The 24677-nt window shown below is 44.4% G+C and carries 18 protein-coding genes, 1 pseudogene and 1 riboswitch; of the genes and pseudogenes, 17 read left to right on the top strand and 2 right to left on the bottom strand.

The features are described from left to right. Positions 1–59 precede the first annotated feature (59 nt). Positions 60–428: a collagen-like protein gene (locus tag TY10_RS31850; RefSeq protein ID WP_238327924.1), complete on the bottom strand. Its 369-nt coding sequence runs from the start codon at positions 426–428 to the stop codon at positions 60–62. Positions 429–659: 231 nt separating this feature from the next. Between TY10_RS31850 and TY10_RS22790 the strand changes: the two genes are divergently transcribed. The 15 genes and pseudogenes from TY10_RS22790 to TY10_RS22725 all read left to right on the top strand — a co-directional run bounded on the left by TY10_RS22790 (position 660) and on the right by TY10_RS22725 (position 16613). Beyond that, positions 660–1022 (top strand): hypothetical protein, encoded by a 363-nt coding sequence (locus tag TY10_RS22790; RefSeq protein WP_042168696.1) that lies wholly within the window; start codon positions 660–662, stop codon positions 1020–1022. A gap of 231 nt (positions 1023–1253) precedes the next feature. Then, complete coding sequence (locus TY10_RS22785; RefSeq protein WP_042168693.1) at positions 1254–2957, top strand: molecular chaperone HscC; 1704 nt, start codon at positions 1254–1256, stop codon at positions 2955–2957. Between the two features lie 26 nt (positions 2958–2983). Continuing rightward, the gene (locus TY10_RS22780; protein ID WP_042168691.1) at positions 2984–4078 is read left to right on the top strand and encodes a J domain-containing protein; all 1095 of its coding nucleotides are present in this window, start codon (positions 2984–2986) and stop codon (positions 4076–4078) included. Positions 4079–4723: 645 nt separating this feature from the next. Further along, entirely contained in the window at positions 4724–5317 is a 594-nt protein-coding gene (locus TY10_RS22775) for a TerD family protein (protein WP_042168689.1), read from the top strand. A 26-nt stretch (positions 5318–5343) separates the two neighbouring features. Next, a complete protein-coding gene (locus tag TY10_RS22770; RefSeq protein WP_042168687.1) occupies positions 5344–5925 on the top strand; it encodes a TerD family protein in 582 nt (193 codons plus the stop codon). 154 nt (positions 5926–6079) lie between these two features. Continuing rightward, on the top strand, positions 6080–6658 hold the full coding sequence (locus TY10_RS22765; protein ID WP_042168684.1) for a TerD family protein: 579 nt from the start codon (positions 6080–6082) through the stop codon (positions 6656–6658). A gap of 70 nt (positions 6659–6728) precedes the next feature. Continuing rightward, positions 6729–7997: a TerD family protein gene (locus TY10_RS22760; RefSeq protein WP_042168683.1), complete on the top strand. Its 1269-nt coding sequence runs from the start codon at positions 6729–6731 to the stop codon at positions 7995–7997. 24 nt (positions 7998–8021) lie between these two features. Further along, complete coding sequence (locus TY10_RS22755; RefSeq protein WP_042168682.1) at positions 8022–8828, top strand: TerC family protein; 807 nt, start codon at positions 8022–8024, stop codon at positions 8826–8828. A gap of 88 nt (positions 8829–8916) precedes the next feature. Then, positions 8917–10122, top strand: coding sequence for an HpcH/HpaI aldolase/citrate lyase family protein (locus TY10_RS22750; protein WP_238327921.1), 1206 nt, complete (start codon positions 8917–8919; stop codon positions 10120–10122). Continuing rightward, positions 10064–11365 (top strand): annotated as a pseudogene (locus TY10_RS31845) (phosphoribosyltransferase family protein); the annotation flags it as partial. The gene TY10_RS22750 and the pseudogene TY10_RS31845, both read left to right, overlap by 59 nt. 27 nt (positions 11366–11392) lie before the next feature. After that, positions 11393–12547, top strand: coding sequence for a cysteine protease StiP family protein (locus TY10_RS31840; RefSeq protein ID WP_420329426.1), 1155 nt, complete (start codon positions 11393–11395; stop codon positions 12545–12547). After that, on the top strand, positions 12544–13341 hold the full coding sequence (locus TY10_RS22740; RefSeq protein ID WP_042168676.1) for an HAD family hydrolase: 798 nt from the start codon (positions 12544–12546) through the stop codon (positions 13339–13341). Before TY10_RS31840 ends, TY10_RS22740 begins: the two co-directional genes overlap by 4 nt. Before the next feature lie 53 nt (positions 13342–13394). Beyond that, positions 13395–14411 carry an ATP-grasp domain-containing protein gene (locus TY10_RS22735; protein ID WP_042168673.1) on the top strand — a complete coding sequence of 339 codons (1017 nt, stop codon included), beginning with the start codon at positions 13395–13397 and terminating at the stop codon, positions 14409–14411. Positions 14412–14737: 326 nt separating this feature from the next. Beyond that, the gene (locus TY10_RS22730) at positions 14738–15421 is read left to right on the top strand and encodes a hypothetical protein (protein ID WP_042168670.1); all 684 of its coding nucleotides are present in this window, start codon (positions 14738–14740) and stop codon (positions 15419–15421) included. A gap of 97 nt (positions 15422–15518) precedes the next feature. Continuing rightward, entirely contained in the window at positions 15519–16613 is a 1095-nt protein-coding gene (locus TY10_RS22725; protein ID WP_042168667.1) for a toxic anion resistance protein, read from the top strand. Between the two features lie 433 nt (positions 16614–17046). On the opposite strand, the gene TY10_RS22720 is transcribed toward TY10_RS22725, so the two are convergent. Then, positions 17047–17901 carry a DNA-primase RepB domain-containing protein gene (locus TY10_RS22720; protein ID WP_042168664.1) on the bottom strand — a complete coding sequence of 285 codons (855 nt, stop codon included), beginning with the start codon at positions 17899–17901 and terminating at the stop codon, positions 17047–17049. 434 nt (positions 17902–18335) lie between these two features. Beyond that, positions 18336–18528, top strand: a riboswitch (cobalamin riboswitch). Between the two features lie 94 nt (positions 18529–18622). On the opposite strand from TY10_RS22720, the gene TY10_RS22715 reads away from it, so the two are divergent. After that, complete coding sequence (locus TY10_RS22715; RefSeq protein ID WP_155986025.1) at positions 18623–21451, top strand: DUF4430 domain-containing protein; 2829 nt, start codon at positions 18623–18625, stop codon at positions 21449–21451. Then, the gene (locus TY10_RS29160) at positions 21432–24473 is read left to right on the top strand and encodes an S-layer homology domain-containing protein (protein WP_052350720.1); all 3042 of its coding nucleotides are present in this window, start codon (positions 21432–21434) and stop codon (positions 24471–24473) included. The genes TY10_RS22715 and TY10_RS29160 overlap by 20 nt, the downstream gene beginning before the upstream one ends. Positions 24474–24677: the final 204 nt, after the last annotated feature.

The following is a 24677-nucleotide window of genomic DNA, read 5'->3' as shown; positions in this document are numbered from 1 at the left end:
CCTATGAACACACGGAAAAAGCTCTGTTCCTGATGGAACGGAGCTTTTTTTGTGTTCATTTAGAAACATTGGAATTGTTGAATCGACTGCAGACTCAACCCGGTATAAATCCAAAACCTGCCGTTCCACTGGAACCCCGCAACCGAGGTGCGCCCTACGAAAATCGGGTAAAACCAGAATTGATTTCGATTCACGAGCCAAACGTACGTATTCCGAAATAAACAGCCAGCAATCGCTCTGGGGTCGACAGCAAATGGCGTAACCGCAGGCTGCTGAGGGGTGAAGGCCGGAGGCGGCGAGCTTGGTCCCATGGCGCCCGGCTGTCCTGGAGGCCCTGGAGGCCCTGATGGTCCAGGCTGTCCGGGTTGCCCTGGAAATCCGGGGAAGCCAGGGAATCCTGGGGGACCTGAAGGCGGAAAAAATGACATGATCTTGTCACTCCTTAATGGATGGGCTAAAGCATTGTATGTAGGAGCGGAGAAAAGGGAATGGGCGTTTATACCATAATGCGAATTGCGTACGAATATTCTGTTATGGGCTTTATTTTGTGCGCTCCCATTAACAGCAGAACCCCCAACCACATGAGGTTGGGGGTTTGTTATAATTAACCATATGATTGCTGGTGACTATATTAACTTTACATTGGATGGTGAATTCAAATGAGAGAAAAGTTTTGGTTAGTGGTCCAATATCCTTTGAAGAGTGCAAAAGGCAGCCAACGTGATCACTGGTTAAAAGATAAAGTAATGGAATATTTGGATCTGTCTCTAGCAGATGCTAACTTAGGCAGAGTTGATGGCTTTGACATGGGGAAATGTATTTCCGACGCCAATAAATATGCACTTAATATATTTTGTATCGTTTCTGAAGAAGAACCGGCTATAACCTTAGTAAAAAGAGTTTTAAGAGAAAGCAGGCTTGACTATACTCGCATTAAAATTGCTACAATGCCCTATGGAGAAGAAGGAGCATATACGCTGAAATATTCTTATAAGAAGGGCGTTAGTGATTTTTCGTTATAGCATGAGTTATCTTTTCGGATAGGGGTTTGACTCCCCTCGCCTCCAGGAACTCAAACTTAACAACCTATAAGGTCAGTTTTTGGTTTGTATAGGCAATTATCGTCCAATCGACATGAACTTTTATTTTCCGACATTATTGAACAATATTTCCAATCTGTTTATATTAGTATAAAGATCGCTTAATTTTCCTATAAAGTTCAATTCAAATATTTAGTAGAGAGAAGGAGTTTTGTGGCACTAGTCGGTATTGATTTAGGTACTTCGAACAGTTTGATCGCTTATTGGACCGAGGATGGTCCGAAGCTCATTCCGAATGCGTTGGGAGACACATTGACTCCCTCCGTCGTTAGCTTAGATGATAATGGTGAGATCATCGTCGGGCAAATTGCCAAGGAGCGTCTCATAACGCATCCTCAAGTGACGGTAGCTTCGTTCAAAAGATTCATGGGCACGGAGAAGCAATATCATCTCAAGAACTATGTCTTTTCAGCTGCAGAACTTTCGTCATTTGTATTGCGGTCGCTGAAGGCAGATGCGGAAGCCTTTCTTGGGGAGGCAGTGACCGAAGCAGTCATAAGCGTTCCCGCTTATTTTAACGACGTGCAGCGTAAAGCGACGAAATATGCTGCTGAGATTGCTGGCTTCAAAGTAGAGCGGCTCATTAGCGAACCTACGGCGGCAGCTCTTTCCTATGGATTGCACGAAAAAAAGGACAATACGCAGTTTTTGATTTTCGACCTTGGCGGAGGAACGTTTGACGTATCGATTCTTGAATATTTTGAAGGCATCATGGAAGTCAAATCGGTCGCAGGCGATAACTTTCTGGGCGGCGAGGATTTCACCGAACTGCTTGCCAGCTACTTTATCGAGAATAGTGGAATCGAATTTGACAGCTTGGATAGCAAAGCCAAGTCGGTTATTTTTAGTCAAGCCGAGCTTTGCAAGAGGCAGCTTGGCGCAGGTACGACAGGGAAGATGCGGTATGAAACGCCAGAGCAAACCTATGAAGTGGATATCAGCTACCCGCTGTTTGAGAAAATCGCCGCTTCATTAATCATACGGCTAAGGAATCCGATTGAAAGAGCGCTAAGCGATGCCTCAATGACAACCAAAGATTTGGATACAGTTATTCTAATTGGCGGTGCTACCCGGATGCAGCTGATCAAGTCGGTGGTAGGCAAAATGTTTGGGCTCTTCCCATTCTCAAACATTCACCCTGACGAAGCTGTTGCGCTGGGTGCTGCGATTCAAGCGGCGCTGAAAAAACGAGATCATGCGCTAAAAGAGATGATTTTAACGGATGTATGCCCCTATACGCTGGGTATCGAAATCATCAAAAGAATTGGACACCCGGAGCGTTATGAAGCGGGGTACTTCTCTCCGATTATTGAACGAAATAACCCAATTCCAATCAGCAGAGTCGAACGATTTAACACTGTAAGTGATTATCAAGAAACGATTCTTGTAGAAATATACCAGGGAGAGAGTATGCGTGTAGCCAACAACTTGTTATTAGGCGAAATGAAAATAGCGGTCCCGCCTCTGAAAAAAGGGGTGGCTTATATTGATGTGCGGTTCACCTATGATATTAACGGTATTTTGGAAGTAGAGGTCACTTCGGTATTATCCGGGGCAACTGAAACGCTTGTGATTGAAAAAAATGCGGAAAAGATGTCACCAGAAGCGATAGCCGCACGGCTCAGTGCATTGAAGGACATTAAAATTCACCCTCGCGATCGGTCTGAAAACAGGCTGCTTCTAGCGAGAGCTGAACGGTTGTACGAGGAATCCATCGGCGTCAAGCGAGAGATCATTGCGGAACATTTGGCGAAGTTCGATGGCGTTCTTGCAGAGCAAAATCCGCGAGAAATTACTCGGGCAGTGAAGGAATTCAATGCATTTTTGGATGATATTGAACAATTCCGCGGTTACTAAGCAGCTAAGATAAGGGTGAGAGAAGAATGGAATGCTGGGCAGTACTGGGAATTAATCAAACGGCAGATACAGCAGTAATTAGAAAAGCTTACAAGCAGCAGCTGCTCATCTGCCATCCTGAGGATGATCCTGCAGGCTATCAGAGGGTTCGAAAAGCGTATACAGCAGCAATGAATGCAGCGAAACTCCTAACTAAGGCAGGCGGTGATGAAATAGAGACTGAAGTGAATACGCAAGCTGAAGCAAGTACAGCTGAAGCTGCTGCGGACGCGGATATTCGAGAATTCCGTCGACTGTTCGCGGCCGAAAGCGTGGACTTTCAAGAAGATGATTCATCGCATGATGGAGGACATAGATTCGAGAAACACCTCTCCGTAAAACACAATTTTTTTGCCGAGCAAGAGCAAGTTCTGGATAAGAAGAAAGCGGAAAATGATTTTATGGCTCGTTTGGAGCATCTGATTAACAACCAAGGGAAAAGAAATGACCCAGAGGCATGGAAGACGTTGCTCAGTGACGATGTGTTATGGGATATCCCTTCGAAGTCGAGAATCGACGACCGTATGTTGCGATTGTTCTCGAAACAGTACAGTGGACTGAGCGATAATATTTGGGTAATCATCGAGTCTCACACAGGGCTGTTTGATAAAATCAATAGAAAAATCGATGACTACCCCGCGAGTTTTGTGGACACATACGCATTAGCGACTCAAAACGTAGCTCCGCCCCGCAGTCTGAAAAAAGCAAAAATATCAGCAGAGCAAATCGTAAAGAAGCCGGACATCAGTGGGTGGAGATATTGTTTTAGAATTCCGGTTGCTTGGATTGTACTGATGGTCATTGGGAATGTTTTCGTGATCCCCGTGTATATTCTCTCGGTATTAGTACGGTTCGTCCTATTTGTGTTCAGACGGAACTGGAAAATTATTATGTGGGAATATACATTTACCTATATCAATCGTTGGGGCAAATGTTATGATTTCAAATATATTGATATTATTAAAGTCGCACAACATTCAGATGATGTAGTGATCGTGTATCTCAAGGGAAAGCGAATTATAGTCAAGACTAACAAGAATGTAAATGCCCCTTATCTGCTCGCTAGATTAAGCCGATATTGAAGATACAATTAATATGTGACAAGACTAGTATGCGCCAATAGTCTCCATCATGAGAAGCCCGACCTCACGCGGTCGGGCTTTGTTATGTATTGAGAAAGTAGACATTTACTAGACATTGGTTTTACAAGCTATCGGTTTCATTGGATATAAGCAGACAAAATCTCTGCTAACGGGGTAAGGGGCTTCGTCTGCATTTTTTAATTTTTGTCGAGGTACAGTGACAGAAAAAACAAACCATTTATGAGGAGTAAAATAGCGAAGATTAGACCGGTTTTATTTCTTTTTATAAAGTCCATGCGAACACCTCGGGAGTGTGTATTTACTATATTATAATTATCTCGCTTATGAACAGATTTTTCCACCTTTTTTTTGGAAAAAAGAATCAGTCTGCTCATTTTTTATGTAGAAATTTGTAATTTAACCGGCAATCTAGAAGAGACGGCTGTCCCGATTTCGCCTTACGTACTGGGCTGCTGTACCTATATTGTTTTTGAGTAAAGAAGAGGATATTTTCAGATTTTGTAGAATTATAGTAGAGAATTCATTTTTTTGGAACCTGCGTGTCGAATGAGCGTATTGTTGGTTAGATCGTGCATCATCATAATGAAATATTTGCAACGATTATGGAAAGGGGGTGCAAATCGAATGACTATTTCTCTCGTCAAAGGTCAGAAGGTAGACCTTACTAAGGGGAATGCTGGTCTAAGTAAGGTGATTGTCGGCTTAGGTTGGGACCCTGTAGCAGTAAAGAGCGGATTTTTCGGAATGAAGAAAGCAGCGAATATTGACTGTGACGCTTCGGCATTGCTGCTCGATGCAAATGGCAGACTAGGCGGGGAAAAAAGTCTCGTTTGTTTCTATAATAAGCAGAGCGGCGACGGATCGGTCTATCATACGGGTGACAACATTACGGGTGAAGGCGATGGCGATGATGAACAAATTATCGTACAGCTTGACCGTGTTCCGGCTTCTATACATAGAATTCTTGTCGTAGTCAACATTTATGAATGTGAGTCCAGACGTCAGGATTTCGGAATGATTCAATCTGCATTTATCCGCATCGTTAACCCTATTAACAACCAAGAACTGATTCGGTTTAATTTAACGGATAGTTACGCGGGCAAGACGGCGCTAATTGTCGGCGAGCTTTACAGGAACAATGGGGAATGGAAGTTTAACGCAATCGGAGAAGGCGCTCATGCTGCCCATATCGATGTTCTAGCACGTCAATACCAATAATTCTATTGAGAAAAGAGGGCATTCAAATGGCAATTAACTTATCTAAAGGTCAAAAAGTCGATCTTACGAAATCAAACCCGGGTCTAACAAAAATCACAGTAGGTCTAGGCTGGGATACGAATAAATACGACGGCGGAAACGACTTTGACCTTGATGCTTCTGTATTTTGCTTGAACGCTCAAGGTAAAGTAGGCTCCGATTCTGACTTTATCTTCTACAATAATCCAAAGAACAGTAACGGTTCCGTAGTTCATACGGGCGACAATCGCACGGGTGATGGCGATGGGGATGATGAGCAAGTACAAGTTGACCTTTCGGCAGTTCCTGCAGATACGGATAAAATTGCATTCAGCATTACGATCCATGAAGCGCAAGCACGCAGCCAAAATTTCGGACAAGTTTCCAATGCCTTCGTTCGCATTGTTGACGAGCAAAGCGGCACAGAGCTTATCCGTTACGATCTGGGTGAAGACTTCTCAATTGAAACTGCAGTTGTTGTAGGCGAGCTTTACCGTCATTCCGGCGAGTGGAAATTCAGCGCAATCGGCAGCGGCTTCCAAGATGGTCTTGGCGGATTGGCGCGCAACTACGGCCTTTCTACAAATTAATAATTGACAATTACCCGTAAAGGGTCGCCGACGGCGGCCCTTTTTTTTGAAAAAATCATCACGATTCGACGCCGCGGAAAGCAGCGTTTAAAAAGGCTAGCCGGGCTCTGCGATTACCGTCCAAACCTGGCAGGTGCTAAGGAGGAGTAACACGATGTCTATTAATCTCTCAAAGGGACAACGGATTGATCTAACCAAAACCAACCCCGGACTTACAAAGATTGTGCTAGGTCTTGGTTGGGATACAAACAAATATTCCGGCGGAGGTGAAATCGATCTCGATGCCAGCGCATTTCTGCTGCATCAGGATGGCAAAGCCAAAGACGAGAAAGATTTTGTTTTCTACAATGCTTTGATCGCTTATAACGGAGCGGTTGAGCATACGGGCGATAACCGCACGGGAGAAGGTGACGGGGACGACGAACAAATTAAAATCGATTTTTCGAAAGTTCCTGCTCACATTCAGCGGGTCGGGATTACGGTTACAATTCATGACTCGGAATCTAAGCACCAGAATTTCGGACAAGTATCCAATGCTTTTGTCCGCCTAGTAGACGAGATTACAGGCAGAGAAGTGCTCCGTTATGATCTTGGGGAAGAATTTTCTATTGAGACAGCGATTGTTTTTTGCGAGCTTTACCGTCAGGGATCGGACTGGAAGTTCCAGGCTGTAGGTTCGGGCTTCTCAGGCGGGCTTGCCGCGCTTTGCCGAAATTACGGATTAACCGTGTAATACAGCAGAAGATTAGGGTGTAGCTGGCTTCCAGCCGCCCTAGTCTAATTTATAGAAAGGCGGTTTACACATGGTGCTTGCATTAATGAAAGGCCAGAAGGCGGATATTACCAAAAACAATCCATCCTTCAATAATCTTATTATCGGCATGGGATGGAGCAGTGGAGCAGGCATTGATGTTGATTTTTCGGCCTTTTTATTACGTTCAAACGGCAAAGTTTCCGGGGACTCGGATTTGATTTTTTATAGCAATCCAAGTGATGCTAGCGGGGCGATTACGTTAGTAGGAGAGAATAAACGAAATTTGGCAGGAAGATTAGACCAAGAACAAGTGGCAATTCGTATTGACAAGGTGCCTCAAGCGATTGATCGTATCTCTTTTACGTTAACTATTTATGACGGCGAAGCGAAGAGACAAAGTTTTTCTAGCGTGAATGACGCGTATATTCGTGTTGTTGACGAAAACACAGGCCGTGAGATATTACGGTATGACATCGAAAAAAACTTCTCTATCGAAACAGCGATTGTCGTAGGAGATTTATATAGATATAATGGCGAATGGAAATTTAGCGCTATTGGATCAGGCTATTCTGGCGGGCTAGCCGCGCTGTGTGGTAGCTTTGGCATCGAGGTTAAGGCCGATGCGCCTACCCCGCCGCCTACACCTGTAAATACCCCGATTATTCCGCCTAAGCCGCCCGAGCCTATTAAAACTGAGCCCAAAGCAGCACCTGTAAACCTCAGTAAAATTTCCCTTAGTAAGCGGGGAGACGTCATCAACTTAGAGAAGAGGACTGGAGCACTCGGTGAAATTGTAGTGAACTTGAACTGGAGCCAAAAGAAAGGCTCTCCTGGATTTTTTGGCATTTCAAGTGCCGGTGTTGATCTCGATGTTGGCTGTCTCTACGAATTGAAGAATGGGATGAAGGGTACAGTACAGCCCCTTGGCAATAGCTTCGGAGACTTCTTGCGAGAGCCGTACATTTCCCTGGATGGAGATGATCGCACGGGTTCGGTGAAAACAGGCGAGAATCTGCGAATAAACGGCAACAAAGTATCGGAAATTAAGAGAATTGTCATTTACGCGTATATTTATAAAGGAGCAACAAATTGGGCGGATGCAGCAGGCGTCGTGACGATTAAGCAAACTGGCGGCCCGGACATTGAAGTCTGCATGGACGAGCATAACAATCGTAAAAGAATGTGCGCGATTGCCATGATTGAGAATGTAAGCGATCAAACCTTCAGTATTCAGCGCCTTGTACAATATTTCTCAGGGCATGAAGATCTCGATAAGGCTTATCGCTGGGGTCTAAGCTGGAGGGCAGGAAGCAAATGATGCTTATTGCGGAGGTTATCATAGATGGTTGATTTTATTCACAACGTCATATCCAATTTCGGTAGCTTTTTTCACTGGGACAACTTGTCAGAAGTGTTTACGAACCCAACTAACTGGGGTATCATTGCAACGCTCGTGCTGTTAGAAGGCTTGCTGTCAGCCGATAACGCGCTCGTTTTAGCGGTAATGGTTAAACATTTGCCGAAGGAGCAGCAGAAGCGCGCGTTGTTCTACGGGATTATTGGAGCCTATATTTTCCGGTTTATTGCCATTGGTGTGGGTGTTTATCTTGTTCAGATTACGTGGATAAAAGTCGCCGGCGGTTTATATCTGTTGTGGATTGCTTTAAGTCATCTCTTCCATCTTGAATTCAAACTTGCGCGTGTTGGAAATGTTCCTTTGATTCCTTACATTGGCAGGAAGGGCAACGACGATGATAAAGAAGTCCAAAACAAGGGTTATGGCTTCTGGCGCACGGTGCTCGCTGTTGAAATTATGGATATTGCATTCAGTATCGATAGTGTACTAGCTGCATTTGGCGTGAGCGAAGAGGTATGGGTATTGTTCCTTGGCGGTATTCTTGGCGTTCTTATGATGCGCGGCATTGCCCAAGTATTCCTTAAGCTGATCGATAAATTTCCAGAGCTTGAGAAAGCAGCTTTTATTCTCATCATTATCATCGGTTTAAAAATGATCGGTGGTGCGTACGGCTTGGAAGTTCCCCACAGCTTGTTCTTCGGTTTAATTATCGTTGTGTTTGGAGGCACGCTCATTTATAGCGCTGTGCGCAATAAAAAAGAGAGGCTCCAAAGCCGCGTGATTGACAAATAAGATTTCGATTTGAAATATCCCTCAATGAGTCACGAGGGATATTTTTTCACTCTCAGCTTGGGTTTCACCATTTTTAGGAGGGATGACTTTGAGGTATTTCAACTATCTTACCAATGAAGAAGAGCAGAATTTCTTTTATTCCCTTCCGACTCAGTTCAGTAATTATGCTGACAAAGAAATTATTGCTCACGCGGTTGGTGCTGCGCTTTATATGCCGGCAACCAAGGAAAGCATAGCAGATGATTTGGTAGCCGTAAAACACGAAGGACTCGTGTCTATGGTGATAGACCTTGAAGATGCTGTAGGCGATAACCAGCTGGAGTATGCAGAAGCAACATTGAAAGCAACACTCTTGAAGATTGGTCGCTACACTGCGACAGGATTACTACGTTCGGATGATGTTCCGCTTATTTTTATCAGAGTTCGCTCCTCCGAGCAATTACAGCGGCTGCTCTTTTTTTTCGGAGAAGAAATCGGTTTTGTAACAGGCTTTGTGTTTCCCAAATTCAATGTGGAAACGGGCAGAGAGTATTTGAGACTGCTAGCGGACTACAACAAAGGCAAATCGCAGAGCGGCTCAACACTGTATGGCATGCCTATTTTGGAGAGCGCAGATATTATTTACCGCGAGAAGAGACTGGAGACGCTGCTAGGTATTTCCGCGCTGCTGAACGAATATAAGGAATACGTGCTGAATGTACGAATTGGAGCTACGGACTTTTCAAGTTTATTTGGGCTTCGCAGAAGTCCTGATCTTACCATCTATGATATAGGCGTCATTCGAGATTGTATTGCGGATATTGTTAATGTATTTGGCCGGATGGACAATCAATATGTGATATCGGGCCCGGTTTGGGAATATTTCAAAAGTGATCGGGTCTTTAAGCCACAGCTTCGGCAAACGCCTTTCGAGGAAAGCATGGGGCGGCATGGCAGAATTCTAAGGATGGATTATATCAATAAGTATGTAGACGGACTTATTCGAGAGGTTGCCATGGATAAAGAAAATGGCCTTCTCGGAAAAACGATTATTCACCCTACCCATATCAAGCCGGTGCAGTCGATGTTTGTTGTCACGCATGAGGAGTATATGGATGCTCTGCACATTATTGAGAACGGACAAGGTGATTTGGGCGTGATGAAGAGCCGCTATTCCAACAAAATGAATGAATTCAAGCCGCATATGACTTGGGCCAGAAAAATAATGATCAGATCTAACATATATGGGGTGCTAAATGAAAACCAGAACTTTACCTGCCTTCTTGCAGCAGAACGAGAATCAGCAATCGTTTAACATTATTGGAGATTTAGAGGTTACGATAAAAGTGACAGGGAATGTATACAATCTTCCGTTGGAGCGGCTGTTTCAGATGGCGGCGAGGATCAATAAGAAACGGGGCTTCTTATTCGTTAGCAAGGTGCTGGGCAAGCATATTCCGGTAAGGCCTCATATTTCTTTATTATCAGGTGCGGCGCTTGGTTTATTGTATCAGCAGTTCAGAGAGGAACAGCTTCTCGTTCCGCTTGAGCAACTGCTGCAGGCATTTGAGGAGCCGGATTCCGGAGCTGCCATCTATAAACAAATGAAGAGCAGCAAAATGAGATTGGATGACAAAACGCTCTTTATCGGATTTGCGGAAACAGCGACGGCTCTTGGTCACAGCATGTTTGATATGTTCGAGGGACAAGCATCCTACTTGCATACGACGCGGGAGAGTATTGCGTATATGACCTCCTGTATCGATTTTGAAGAAGAGCATTCGCATGCGACGACACATCGCTGCTATGCCGCAGACTCCTCTTTATTTGAACAAGCGGATACGATTGTTTTGGTAGATGACGAGATGACTACCGGAAAAACAACCATTAATATTATTCGTGATCTGAATGCCAAATATGGCAGGAAGAGCTATGTGGTTGCGAGTCTATTGGACTGGAGGTCAGCCGAGCACATTCAGCGCTTCGCCGACTTGGAGCAGGAGCTCGGTGTAACTATTAACTGTTTGTCGCTTATATCCGGGCAAATCGAAGTGAAAGGCACCCCGGTGGAAAATTCGGATGAATGGATTGAACAGCGCAAGTTGGAGAATGAGACTACGATTGACTTCCTTTATGCCAATCACTGCTTCGAAGGCATGAAGGCTACAGGGGACGAAATTTCTTATTTGCTGAACACCGGCCGATTCGGTCTAACGTCAGAGGGCAGTTTGGCATTGGATGCAGAAATAGATCGCGCTGCAGCTTTTTTGAAGCGTCATAGAACGGGAATAAATGCGCTTTGCATGGGTACAGGCGAGTTTATGTACATTCCGATGCGGGTAGCAGCGAAGCTTGGCTCGGATACCTGGTACCAGTCCAGTACACGCAGCCCAATCCATCCGCATATTCATTCGGATTATGCTGTTCATTCCGCATTCCGTTTTGCCTCTCCTGAGCATGCTGATGTGACGAATTTCATGTATAACATTCCGAGCGGCTATTATGATGAAATGTTTATTTTCTTCGAACGTGAGATTGCAGCGAGCCAATTAGAGGAGCTTAGAGACATACTCAATGGTTTAGGCATACCTCATATCCATATTGTCTACTTCAGTCGTAAGCGGCTGAAAGCTCCTGCACCGATCGGTAGCTATGATTCGGAGGACGTGACTTTTCTGCTCAAGGATTTGAGCCATGTTTCACTGGAGCAGCGCACGGAGGATAGAGAGGCGGCGATGCAAAACGGAGGCCATTACTCTGAAAGCTTGCCATTGGAGTACCAGCCAACGGATGAATATATCCGGCTTTTTGAATTAACATTGAAGGATTCGGCGGCCCGAATAGCTAGAGCTGTTGGTACAGTGTCAGAGATGATCATCAAGAAACATGGATTTGATGTTGTACTGGCATCGCTAGCCCGAGGCGGTACGCCTATAGGGGTTCTGATCAAGCGTTATGTTAAGCAAATGTACGGTGTCGATCTTCCCCATTACAGCCTCTCGATTATAAGAGGCAAAGGGATCGACGAGAATGCTTTGCTTTATATTAATCAGGAACATCCTGCTAAGGCGGTACAGTTCGTGGACGGCTGGACAGGCAAGGGAGCAATTCGCAAGGTTCTGATTGCTGCATGTGAGCGCATGAACGAAAAATATGGTATCCAGTTGAACGACGAGCTGGCTGTGCTTGCGGACCCGGGCCACTGCGCGGGCACATACGGCACAAGAGAAGATTTTCTTATTGCAAGTGCCTGCCTGAACTCTACCGTTTCAGGTCTAATCAGCCGCACCGTTTTGCGAGAAGATCTTATTGGCCAAGATGATTTTCATGGCGCCAAATACTATAAGGAATGGGAGTCGTCCGATTTATCCCGTGTCTTTGTAGACAATATATCTGCTTATTTCGATCAAACGGCGGTTGAAGCAAAGGAAGAAGCATTTCAAATGCAAGCGAACCCTGATCAAATGGAAGTCACTTGGCAGGGCATGCGGGATATCGCTCGTATTCAAAGCGAGTTTGGCATAACCGATGTTAACTTGGTAAAGCCGGGCGTGGGGGAGACGACCAGAGTCCTGCTGCGCAGAGTGCCTTGGAAAATTCTCGTAGATCGCTTGGATAATCCTAATCTGAAGCATATTCTTCTTCTAGCGCAGGAACGCGGTGTGCCAGTTGAAGAATTTCCGGATATGACCTATTCGTGTTGCGGAATTATTAAAGCATTGAAGGGGGAAGCGGAATGATTTTTGCAAGCGATCTGGATCAAACGCTTATTTATTCTGCCAGATCCAAGGGCGAGGCCGTTATAGAGGATATGGTTCCGGTTGAGCTTTATGAGGGCAGGCATATTTCTTATATGACCAAGCCTGCCGTCGAGAAGCTGAAGGAGCTGGCGGGTGTTGCTCGTTTTGTTCCTGTAACGACCCGGATTCCTGAGCAGTTCAACCGGATATTCGGGATCAGGGAGCTGTTCCAGCCCGAGTATGTAATTGTGAGCAACGGCGGAACGATTCTGGTAAACGGGCAAGTTGATCACGAGTGGAACAGCTATGTGCGCGATGCGGTCAAGCGGGATTGTGCCGCGAATACGGAAATTGCCAGCCTATTTGCCAAAATTTCAAGCGACCATTGGGTGAAATCAAACGATCTTTGCGACGACCTGTTTTATTCTATTAAGGTGGAGCGGGAGCATTTGCCGCTTGAAGCGCTTGAGGTGCTGCGCATGGAGCTGGCCGCACACGGGTGGAGCTACTCACTGCAAGGCCGAAAAATCTATTTGGTGCCGGAGAAAGTAAGTAAAGGGGCGGCTATTCAATATGTGAAAGAGAAGCTAGGCGCAAGCTTTATTTATGCCGCTGGTGACAGCTTACTGGACGAAAGCCTGCTGCTGGCTGCTAATTTTGCGCTATCGCCTGCTCATGGTGAATTAGGCCGAACCTATGATACACATCCTCATATTCAATTTACAAAAGCTAGAGGCGCGTATGCATCAGATGAACTGTTAGACACCATTCTGGAGCATACTCGCAGAGCATAAGTGAAAGCACCAAGTACTGCATTATTCTGAATGTTAGGGAGAGGGTAACTGACATGACACGCGTATATATGAATCGTTGGTTTTCGGTAGCTTATCATTACATTAATATGATCCGGAACAACCCGGATGGTGAAACGTTTGAATTTTTCGGTACACATCCTGATATCAATCACATGTCCTTGCTGGCGTCCGATCATATTGGAACGGAGCCAGCCGTATTTGGGCGGGAATATGTCGATTTCTGCGTTGAGTTTTGCAAGAAGAATCGAATCGACATTTTTATCCCGCGCCTGCATATGGAAGAAATATCCCGGTACGTACATCTATTTGACGAGATTGGTACGAAGGTGATGGTCTGCCGTGATATCGAGCTGCTCGATGCGATGATTGAGAAGGATAAGTTCTACGAGGCGGTACGGGATAAGGAGCTTGTTGCGATTCCTGATTACCGGGTGGTCCATACGGCTGAACAATTCAAAGAAGCGTATGAAGAGCTTGTGGCAGCTGGACATAAGGTTTGCTTTAAACCAACAAAGTCGGAGGGAGGCATGGGTTTCCGAATTATAGAAAATGATCGTGATCCGCTTCGGGATCTTTACGGCTATGTGACGCTGAGCACGACGTTTGAGCAGGTTTATCAGACTTTGTCTCTGACCGGGCAATTTGAGACGCTGATGGTTATGGAACTTCTGGAGGGTACAGAATATAGTATCGATTGTGTAGCTACTGCTGAGGGTGAGTTGCTCACTGCGATTCCCCGCCGCAAATCAACAGGGCGCACCTATCTGCTAGAGGAATCTCCGGAGTTGCTGGATATAGCATCAAAAATTGCTGTAGCACTTCGTATTCCCTATGCCTTCAATATTCAAGTCCGTTACTCGAATGGTATCCCAAAACTGCTGGAAATTAATCCGCGCATGTCCGGTGGTCTCTATATTACCTGCCTATCTGGTGTGAATATGCCTTATTTGGCTGTTCAAGCGCTTCAGGGTAAGCAGATTACTCCACCTGTTCCTCAGTTCGGTATTCAAGCGGGTTATGTGGAACAGCCCCTTATTATGAAGCAATAGCTGATTAACGCATGATTTCAGGGAATATTAGCAACGCACAGACTATAACGGATGATGTAGAGGAAGAGGGCGACGCGAGTCCCTTCTTTTTCTTTTTTTAAGAAGCTTGTAGTTTCGTTAACTGTGGATAATCTGCAAGTGATAAGAGAAGCGTTCTAACTGGACTTACACGGGGGAGTTTAAGTAGAGTTGTCTAATGATAGTGAGATTGGTGTGTTTGTATTTTATTGTTTTAAAAATTGACTTAAGTATACTAAAAACGAGATAATTGGATTGTGAGATTAGCATAGACATCGGAATCAGCAAGCTTAAACGGAGGTGCAGCAATGAATAATATGAAAAAAAACTTAGGCATAGCGATTGTCAGTTATATGGCAGCTCTGGTCGTTTATTGGGTTTCTTCTCCCTATATTGCGATCGCCATACCTGCGGCTGGCTTGCTTATAGCACTCTCAATCAAGCAGCGCGGCAGACAGCAGATTCATCCTGATGTCATAGAGCCTCAGCAGCAGCGAGCAGATGTGTCCATGCAATCGTCAACAGGACAGCCTTCGGTATCCAGCTCAGCGGCGCAAGGTGAAGCTCCAACTGCGTCGCCTTCGACGATTCAGGATCCCGAGCTTGCATCTGCGTTAGAGTATATTGGAATTATTGAGGATATGATTTTACTAGAGGGTGAGAAGAACAATCTGGACGATGAAATCGTTCAAAAAGTGCTGGCCCTGCTTGCCCGCCTTAACCGGCTCATTCCGGATTTAGTGGCATTGGGCGATGCAAGCATCAATCATAATATCGTACGTTTGGTTAGAAAAGATTTAAATTCGACCATTAATCCTTTTATTAGACTTAGCGGCGAGGCGAAGAGCAAAAACAGGCGACTTTTGCTTGATGGTATTAAGGATATTAATTCCAAGCTTACTTTCTACACGAAGACCATTGAGCAGAAGGACCTTATGGAACTCCACACGAAAGCAGAATTAATACAACAACGTTACCGTTTGACAGATTAAGATGCCGTCAGGCAAATGACAATTACATAATTCATCTGACTAAGTTATCACCAAAACTTATATACGTGTTACCAACCATCGAAAGGGGAAATGAACCATGTCACAACAGCTAGTACAGATTAGAAACGAAGATCTCCAGAAGCTGGAGCATGAAGTGCAAAGCACGATGCAGAAGGTAGCGGCTACAGATGCGATGAATCTGGACATTCTGATGGATGAGATTACGAAAAAAGGACAAAAGACGCTGGAACGCTCGGGGCAGACGCTTACAATGCTGGAGAGGCCTCTGTCGGATTTAATGTCCGGTAAACGTTCCGAAGTGGCAACTAATATGCTTAAACTGCGCAACGAGGTTGAGGATTTGAGCAGAAGCAAACAATTGACGCTCGTCCAGAAGCTGATGCGAAAAGCGCCTATGAAAAACTACATCTACAAATATCAATCGGCGAAAACGAATGTACAGGTTATTGTGAAGTCGCTGCGCGACGGACGTGACAATCTGGAAGAGAATGTTGTACACATGCGAAACTTAAAGCGTAGCAGCTTGGATAATGTTTATGATTTGCAATTGCTCGTTGAATACGGCAACCGTCTCAAAAAACTGTTCGAGGACGAGATTGTAAAGCCTGAGAACGAGCACCGGAAAACGTATTTAGAGCGCGGTCTCCGGAAAGTCGTAACCAAGCTTCAAACCAATACTGAGATGATTATGCTCTATCAGCAGGCGATTGCAGCAACCGATATTATTAATGACACCAATGATAAACTGATGGATGCGCTGGACAGCTCTATTGACAAGACACAGCATCTGATGTCGGTTTCCGTCTTGATTGCGAGCGCCATAGATGATCAGATGAAAGCGATTGAAGCCGTTAATTCAACGAATGAAATGCTGGGCAATCAATTTGCCGAAAATGCGCGTTTACTGAATGAAACGAGTGATAAGGCAAATCAAGCCTTGACCAAGCCGGCGATGAGTATGGAACTGGTTGAAAGGGCAATGTCGGATTTGTTCTCGGCAATGGATAAATACGAGAACTCGAACCGTCAAATTATTCAAACCGTTTCGCAACAGACGGAGAAAATGACGCAGATCAATCAGCAGGTTGGTCAGCGTCTGGGCATTCAAGCGGGCTCTGGAACAGCTAAGGCTGAGCTTCCGAGCACGGCAATCAAAGGATTTTTAGAGTAATTATATCAATTTTTATGAAATGGACGAGCCCTGAGAGGCTCGTTTTTTTTGTGCGCTGGATGTGTCTAAACATGAAAGAAAGGGAGAATACTGCTCATAAAAGCAGCTAAGGCGGCATAGTTTTTTTGAAAAAAGAGGTGATTATGCTATGATAAGCGGGATGGTCCTTGCAGCCCTGCTCGTGGTTTTAATTGTCGTTGCTAGTTCCGAAAGAGCAGAAGCTATCCTGGAGCAACAGGACGTTTTTTGAAGAGATCGTATTCTTTGTATACAATGATTTTACGCGGCATAGCATTGTGATCTGTAAACCAGGCTTGGAGCAGCACTATTATCCTTGACTGTGGAAAAAGATAAACTTGGTTGAGAGGCGAAGATTCTCGCCCCCACCAATAAATTTAACCCCAACCCCATAAGGTTGGGGTTTTGGCTAATTTTAATTAATAGGTTCTAGTGCTAATGAGCGAATAATTTCCTCTTGGGAAAAAGGTTTCTTTCTGCCCAGCTGCCGAATCCTCACTATAAAGGGGCTCTGGGGATTTTTCATATGAAAAAAGCCAGGTACACGCATGACTCTTGATAGATTGGTTATCATGGGATCGGAACTGAATTTTCTGGCTAAAGCTTTTTGAATAGGCACAAATTTCTGCACGGATCCGCCTTGCAGCACCCAATAGATGTGGTATCCGTTTTTCGTTTCAACAATCATCGTATCTTTAATTTGAGTCTTAAATTTTTTTATAAAAGCATGCTTTAATTTTTTCACCCTCTGTATTTTTCGCAAAGCTAAAAGGTGGTACTTGCCTTGTTTATTTTTTTTAACGGTAATGGATTGAAGCTGTTCCGCAGGATCGGATTGAATGGATTCAATCATCTGTTTGACTTGTTTCTTGGTGTCTAAATGGACTGAAATCTTGTTCAGGTCGACATCGATGAACTGTGCCCTAACTTTTTTGAAATCACTGGACTTTGTTTCCCGATAATTGATTTCCATAAATACGGCATAGCCTCGTTTGTTTTGGGTAAGAACGTGTATCCGTTTATTTCGTTTGGAAAAGAGCGTGAATTGAGGAGCGCGCCTTTCTAGCAGATTTAAAGGTTTATGCAGTGTCATCGCAGGGTGATTAGAAGAAGAACTGAATCTTTTGGTTTTGTTTTTAGGGTCATGAACTAAAATGAAATGCAGCTGTTCAGTTTGTTTGCAGCGTAGTTTTTTTATGAAATGGTATGCGTGACTGGAAAACCTTCGCAAAGTTCTGGAATATCTGATTGAACTTAAATGTTGCGTCATTAACCACATCTCCTATATAGCATGGCATGTATCATACCTTCGGTTCTTTTCTAAACAATCATATTCCGTTAAGCGGATACAAGTGTAAGTGCTAGTACCCATTTTTTTAACATTGAATATGTGATTTGAATATTCAAGGGCGGTTTGTTTGGTTGATATCAAGCTTCCATCAATAATCTCGTAAATCTTCGTCATTAAAGGGACAAGAATTGCATATGTATGGTAGAACATGTGAATGGCCAGCCTTACCGAGTATTCCTATAAAAAATCCTCTATTTTTTTCCTCCTAACGATTGCACTCCATTCTGAAATGGGGTAATCTTCAATGAGCGACTCAGAAGTCTATGGGCATTCACGAGAAGAAGTAGATCAGCAAACACAATTCGTTTTCGCAGGAGTGTTTCGCTGGTAATTGAGGTCTGCAGTATACAACTTCATATACTTAGGTACATGGTGCTGTGTTTACACAGCTGAAAATGGAAGATCAGTGCAAAGCTGACGCGGTCCCGCCACTGTAATGCTGAGTATGCTAACGTGTTTCCACTGTATTTGATACATTTGATACGGGAAGGAGTTAGTCATACGATGAAGCAAAGCCAGGATACATGCCATTTGCTTTTTCTACGATTTCACGAGGATGAAAGGAGAGATGTTTAACTGTATTTATTGGGCCCTTCGTATGTCTTTACGCCCGTTTGTCAAACACCTTTCACGTTGATTAGTGAGAGGTGTTTTTTGTTCTGTCCAAAATAAATCAAATTTAAGGAGATTGATCATGTTACTGCAAAAAGTATGGAAAAAGAGTATGGCATTAGGTTTGACCCTACTAATGATGTTCTCGCTATTCAGCCCGATAGCTGCAATGGCAGCAGGGGGCATTTCAGATGCAGGGGGTACTGGGGGTTATGTAACGGTATCGGTTGAGAAATTCACATTGGGACAAGGTTACTTGATCGAACCCGTCCGTGTTCCATTGCATGAAGGAGACAATGCGGCAGCTGTTATATCAGAGCTCTTGGGGGAAAATCGCTATAAACATGGGGGCAGTATAGAGAGCAGCTTTTATTTGTCTAGCATTTACGACCCGGACGCCGGAGCGGCCGATATCCCTTCCTATATTCTGCAAGCTCTTGGAGGAGCGGGCAATGTTGGGGAGCGAACGGATGAGGATTGGTTAGGCGAATTTGATTATTTTTACCAATCCGGCTGGATGTTCGCTGTTAACCACTCCTTCCCAAATGTTGGATCATCGGATGTTTTGCTTGAAAACGGCGATGTCGTTCGTTGGCAATATACCGTTTACGGACTGGGAAAGGATTTGGGTGGTAATGGCAATCTAATTAATCCTGCTCGAAAAGATGCATTGACTGACAAAGTAGCAGAGATTAACAGCAGCACAGATAAAACAGAAATTCTTGCTGATGAAGATGTTCGCTCAGCGTATGACAACGCTTATAATGCGCTTACAAATATAGAGAGCAGTCAGTCTACTGTAGACTCTGCATTAGAAAATTTGGTTGAAGCGCTGGGCGAGACCCCTGAGCTGAATACAGCTGAATTGGAAGCTTCCATACAAGCAGCTGAATTAAATAAAGCTTCTGTCAAGGTAAGTACTGATGGAACTGATGTTAGCCCAACAGATTATTGGGTTGTTGAAGCGGACCTTAACGCATTGGTACAAGTTATTGTATCAGCTCAGCAGTTAATCGCGGATTCCAATGCTGAGCAAGAAGACGTGGACGCAAAGGTATTGGCACTCAATCAAGCTCAAACTGCCTTTAATGAAGCCAAGAAACAAGGCACATCGGATGAGGAAAATAAGCCTAAGTTTAATATTACATTCACCGTAGCGCCTAAGGCTGCCAAATTAGAGCTCTATAATTCTAAAGATAAGCTCGTGGTTATTGGCGATGGAGAAGAAGGCACCTATAAAGTATATAAGGCTTCTTTGCCTGCTGGCGACTATCGCTATAGGGGGATAGACGCTAGCGGAAACTCTATTGGCGGAGGCAAATTAACGGTAACGACGGAGCCGGATCAAGCATTCTCATTCCGTCAATTAAATCTTAAAGCCAGCAATGCTGGATGGAACGCAGATACCGATTATACGGTAAGAATTGGTCAAGACAGCCCCGGCGATCAGTCTCTTACTTTGGGAAGCAAGACGGCTGCGGGCCAATATCCTGCACTTGTTCTTGCGGGGAAAACATATTTCTATTCATTTGTGCCAAGTGAATCGCGTGAAGCAGAAGGTTATATTACGCTCAGCAACAGTGTGACGGTCACGATTGCAGCTCAAGCACAGGCTGTTACTGGGGCTATTCCATTATCACGAATGATTACGTTTACCGTACCAGAGGAAGCTTCATTATTTGTAGGCCGAAAAATCAAGCATTTTGTTTCATTTGAAAAAGCGGAACCTTTGGAAACGACGATTCTGGACGGTAAGCGGGTATACCGATACAAGCTGGTAGATAACCAGGATTATAACTATCGTGTAAGTCAGACAGGCAAACTGACGAACACGGGGACATTCAGAGCGAATGCTGCAAATGCGGCGATGGCGATTACAGACCAACAACTAAATGTTTTATCACCAAATTCGATTTTGAACCGGGGAACTTATCTAGAAGGAAATATTTATCTCAATATTAATGAACAAAATCACCTGAAGCTGGCAGCACCGGGTGCTGAGTTTAAATTGTTAAGCCTGCGCAGCTGGCAAGCATTAATTGAAGGTATTAATAACTATTTCTTTGAACCTGATTTTCATTACGAGATTATCTCCGGACAAGACGTTATTGAAATTGCTCAAGGCGCACCGGGGAGCTATTCAACAATCCGTGCGAAAGAGAACGGAACCGCGATTGTTAAAGTGACTTATGATGCTCTCAAGGTAAACGGCTCCTCGTACATTACAGGTGCAAATGATGCCTTTAGTGCAATATGGCCGGAAAATGTTGGTCTGTTCGTTGTTACGGTAGGTCAAGGCCAGACAGGTATTGTAACTGGCATCGAGAGCAATAAGGCTCGCAATCAGAAGGCTAATGAAGGCAAAACGGGCAATCAAGTCATGAACCTTCAAAATGGAGCCTTCGATGCAGATATTGATAGCGTATATTTCTTGGATACGAAACCTGGGGCGACTTATACGTTCACCCCTTCAGCAGGCAGTCAAGTTAGTGTTCTGCGTCCTGAAATCAATCATTCGACTGAAAGCGTATCTTATGGGGACGGCACATTCTCTACAGAAAATGTGACGGCACATACTAATGGATCGTTTAGTGTGCTGCTGACGGAAGGCCGCAATATTGTTAAGGTTGAGAGAGCTGGCCTCGCCGAATACCAGGTTATGACGGCAAGACCGCTGAATGTGACCATCGATAATTTGACGCATCCGGGAGAAGAGGCTGGTCCGGGCGATCAAGTCAAAGTTGTATTTAAGGGGATGTCATTCCCGGCCAATAAGCTATCAGGCATTTATAATTTTAATGCGCAGCTCAAGTTTTTTTGGAGGACCGAATCGGACTTTGATTACCGGTCAGACTAAGCAATACAATATTACGAATCAGGGCAATAGCGTGGAGTTCAAGGTGCCGCAAGATTTGGAGGGCGGTTATAGTCTTCATGATGGACATCTTAAATTAGGCTTCTTCGGCAGTCCTATTGGGGATCATCGTAATATTGATCCGGTAGTAGGAGCAAATCCTAACTTTACGGCATCAGCTAGAGAAGGATACTACAGCATTTTTCCCAAGATCTTGATTGTTAAGGGAGCAGATAAGGCTGCTCTGCAGCTTGCCATTAATGATGCCAATAAACAATTAGAATCGGTCACAGTAAGCACAGATGGAAACGATGTTTTTCAGAACGAATATTGGGTAACGGAAGAAGTATACAGCCAATTCGTACAACTTATTGAGTCTGCCCAAGCTTTAATAGCGGATGATACGGCCAGTCAAGATAAAGTCGACGCTAAAGTATTAGCGCTAGACCAAGAACAAGTAGCCTTCAACAATGCTAAGCAACCAGGATTGAAAAAACTAGCTATTAATGTTAACGAACATTTGAATAAGCATTTAGCTTATTTGGTCAGCACGGTAAACAACCCTACATTCGGTACGAGTGATGGGGAATGGAGTATTCTTACTCTTGCCCGCGCGGGTTATGAAGTTCCTGAAGGCTATTACGCCACTTATTACAGAAATGTAGTTCGTGAAGTTGGAAAATTAATGTCTGCTGGAAAGCTGCATCCTGCCAAGGGTACGGAGCATTCCAGACTGATCTTAGGTCTTACAGCAATCGGCAAAGACATTCATGATGTGGCCGGTTACGATATTAGCGCAGCATTAGCCGATTTCAATTACGTTATCAAGCAAGGGGTTAACGGTCCAATCTTCGCGTTGATTGCGTTAGACAGCCATCAATATGATATCCCCGTACAAAATGGGACAGCCAATCCCACAACGCGTGATAAACTGATTGAATATATTATCAGTAAAGAAGTTACTGGCGGAGGCTGGTCATTATCCGGCGCAGCTGATCCGGACATAACGGCAATGGCGCTTCAAGCTTTAGCTCCTTATTACGCGGAGAAGGAACAGGTTAAAGAGGCTGTAGATCGTGCAGTTGTTTGGCTTTCTTCTGTTCAGAACGGGGCTGGCGGTTATTCGAGCGGTGGAGAGGAAAACGTTCAAAGCGTCTCCCAAGTAGTTGTTGCCTTAACCACTCTGGGAATTGATCCGCATACAGACAAGAGGTTTAACAAAAACGGACATTCCGCAGTCGAAAATTTACTGACTTATGCGGTGCCAACTGGCGGATTCGTTCATCCTAAAGGCGGTAGTGTCAATGATATGGCAACCGACCAAGGCACGTATGCCCTAGTCGCCTATGCCCGTTATTTGAATGGAGAGTCCAGTCTCTATGATATGACGGAAGTTGCTATTGAAGTCCCAGAGCCGGACGGTACGATAAACCTTCCGGATGACGGTCAATCTATCGTTATTCCTAACGATGGCAAGGACTACACGATACGCGTAAAAGAATCAGATCGTGATAAGCAGGTTTCCGTTAAGCTGGATGATTCTGCGCAATCGAAAACATCTATTAATTTACCGGCAGATGTAGCGCTGCCAAATCTGACAGTCTCTAAAGGAGGCATCGTAGCCGAATTCCCTAAAGGAATCACAATGGCTGGCGGGGCGGATCAGACACTTGAACTGATGACGTTCAATAATAAAGATGACGCTGCACTTAAGTCGAGCTTGAGCGGTGTAATCGATTCGAAGCAGCAATTAAATGCTGTTCATGAGTTTTTCACCATCGGTGGCAACCAATCGGTTCACTTTACGAATGGACTTGTTACGTTTACCTTTGAAGGTATGAAGGGCAAGGAAGCTGCATTTATTCAAAATGGGCAGCTTACTCCGATTCAAAAGTTTGCTAACGATCAAGAAGGGTTAGCAAGTGGAAAACATGAGTATGCTTATGAAATTGGTAATGATCTCATTGTTAAAACCGATCATTTTACAGATTATGTCGTCTACTCGGTTAAGGAAAAAGTCGATGGCGGCGGCAATGGCGGTACAGAGCCTGAAAAAGCAACGATTAAATTATCGATTGATAAGCTGACAATAAATAAAGGATACGTAGTATCGCCAGCAACGGTTGAATTTGTGGCAGGCGAATCTGTATGGGATGTTTTGAAAAGAGAACTGGATAAACGCGGTATTGTTTATGAATATTCATTCTCGAGTAAATACAATAGCGTTTATGTGGAGTCAATCGCAGGCGATGGGGAATTTGATCATGGCAGCGGCAGCGGTTGGATGTACAGTGTCAACGGTGTTTTCCCGAATTACGGTGCGAGTCTTTATAAATTGCAGCAGGGAGATAAAGTAGAGTGGCGCTACACGACCGATTATGGTAAAGATGTGGGCGGCTTTGTTCCGGGAGAGGAAGAAAAGCCGGGCACGAACAAACCAGACCCGAACAAACCTGAGAATGAGAAAAAGGTTTTGGCAGACTTCTATAAGGATAGCGCCAAAGTATCCTCATGGGCTAAAGATCTCATCTTGGAGGCAACACTAAAAGGGTTTATTCAAGGGTTTAACGGCAAGCTGAATCCACAAGACGAGATTACCAGAGCTGAATTTGCTAAGTTAATCGTTGAAGTCTTCAACATTCAAATAGTTGGAGAGAATGCTATTCCTTTCACTGACGTCAAGGCAACGAATTGGTTCTATCCGTTCATTACCGCAGCATACGAAGCCGGAATTGTGACAGGCTTTAAGGATCAATTCCTGCCGAATGCAACGATTACAAGAGAAGAAATGGCGGTTATGGTTGCGAGAGCGTTGAAGCGGGAGCCGGTTCAATCCAATGTCGTCTATCAAGACCGTAACCAAATTGCATCATGGGCTCAAAATCAAGTTGCGGATATCTCTGCGTTAAACATTATGAGGGGCAGCTCGGATAAATTTGAGCCTAAGGGCGTCGCAACTAGAGAGATGGCCTTTGTTGTTGCAATGAGAGCTTATCAATATAACGAGAATCAGAAAGTGAAATAGGTACGGAAATCCATACGATAAAGTTACTTTGAAAAATGATAATCGTGGATTTAGCTTTCCATGGATCACCTTCGCTAGCTACCCCAATCTTAAAGATTGGGGTAGCTTTTGTGTTCTCCTGCTAATTATGTAATCAGATGGTTTGATAATTTTGATATTTCTGAATTTTCCAAGCATAAAATACCATTTCATGGTACATTACAT

Source organism: Paenibacillus gorillae (genome assembly GCF_000513275.1).
Taxonomy (GTDB): domain Bacteria; phylum Bacillota; class Bacilli; order Paenibacillales; family Paenibacillaceae; genus Pristimantibacillus; species Pristimantibacillus gorillae.
The sequence above is the reverse complement of the archived record's forward strand: the minus strand, read 5'-3'. Positions and strand labels throughout refer to the sequence as shown.

Excerpts from the sequence above, each read along its gene's own strand:
- TY10_RS22790 (WP_042168696.1), top strand. The coding sequence starts at position 660 with ATGAGAGAAAAGTTTTGGTTAGTGGTCCAATATCCTTTGAAGAGTGCA.
- TY10_RS22780 (WP_042168691.1), top strand. The coding sequence starts at position 2,984 with ATGGAATGCTGGGCAGTACTGGGAATTAATCAAACGGCAGATACAGCA.
- TY10_RS22775 (WP_042168689.1), top strand. The coding sequence starts at position 4,724 with ATGACTATTTCTCTCGTCAAAGGTCAGAAGGTAGACCTTACTAAGGGG.
- TY10_RS22720 (WP_042168664.1), bottom strand. The coding sequence starts at position 17,901 with ATGACGCAACATTTAAGTTCAATCAGATATTCCAGAACTTTGCGAAGG.
- TY10_RS22770 (WP_042168687.1), top strand. The coding sequence starts at position 5,344 with ATGGCAATTAACTTATCTAAAGGTCAAAAAGTCGATCTTACGAAATCA.
- TY10_RS22725 (WP_042168667.1), top strand. The coding sequence starts at position 15,519 with ATGTCACAACAGCTAGTACAGATTAGAAACGAAGATCTCCAGAAGCTG.
- TY10_RS22730 (WP_042168670.1), top strand. The coding sequence starts at position 14,738 with ATGAATAATATGAAAAAAAACTTAGGCATAGCGATTGTCAGTTATATG.
- TY10_RS22760 (WP_042168683.1), top strand. The coding sequence starts at position 6,729 with ATGGTGCTTGCATTAATGAAAGGCCAGAAGGCGGATATTACCAAAAAC.
- TY10_RS22740 (WP_042168676.1), top strand. The coding sequence starts at position 12,544 with ATGATTTTTGCAAGCGATCTGGATCAAACGCTTATTTATTCTGCCAGA.
- TY10_RS22735 (WP_042168673.1), top strand. The coding sequence starts at position 13,395 with ATGACACGCGTATATATGAATCGTTGGTTTTCGGTAGCTTATCATTAC.
- TY10_RS31850 (WP_238327924.1), bottom strand. The coding sequence starts at position 428 with ATGTCATTTTTTCCGCCTTCAGGTCCCCCAGGATTCCCTGGCTTCCCC.
- TY10_RS22755 (WP_042168682.1), top strand. The coding sequence starts at position 8,022 with ATGGTTGATTTTATTCACAACGTCATATCCAATTTCGGTAGCTTTTTT.
- TY10_RS22765 (WP_042168684.1), top strand. The coding sequence starts at position 6,080 with ATGTCTATTAATCTCTCAAAGGGACAACGGATTGATCTAACCAAAACC.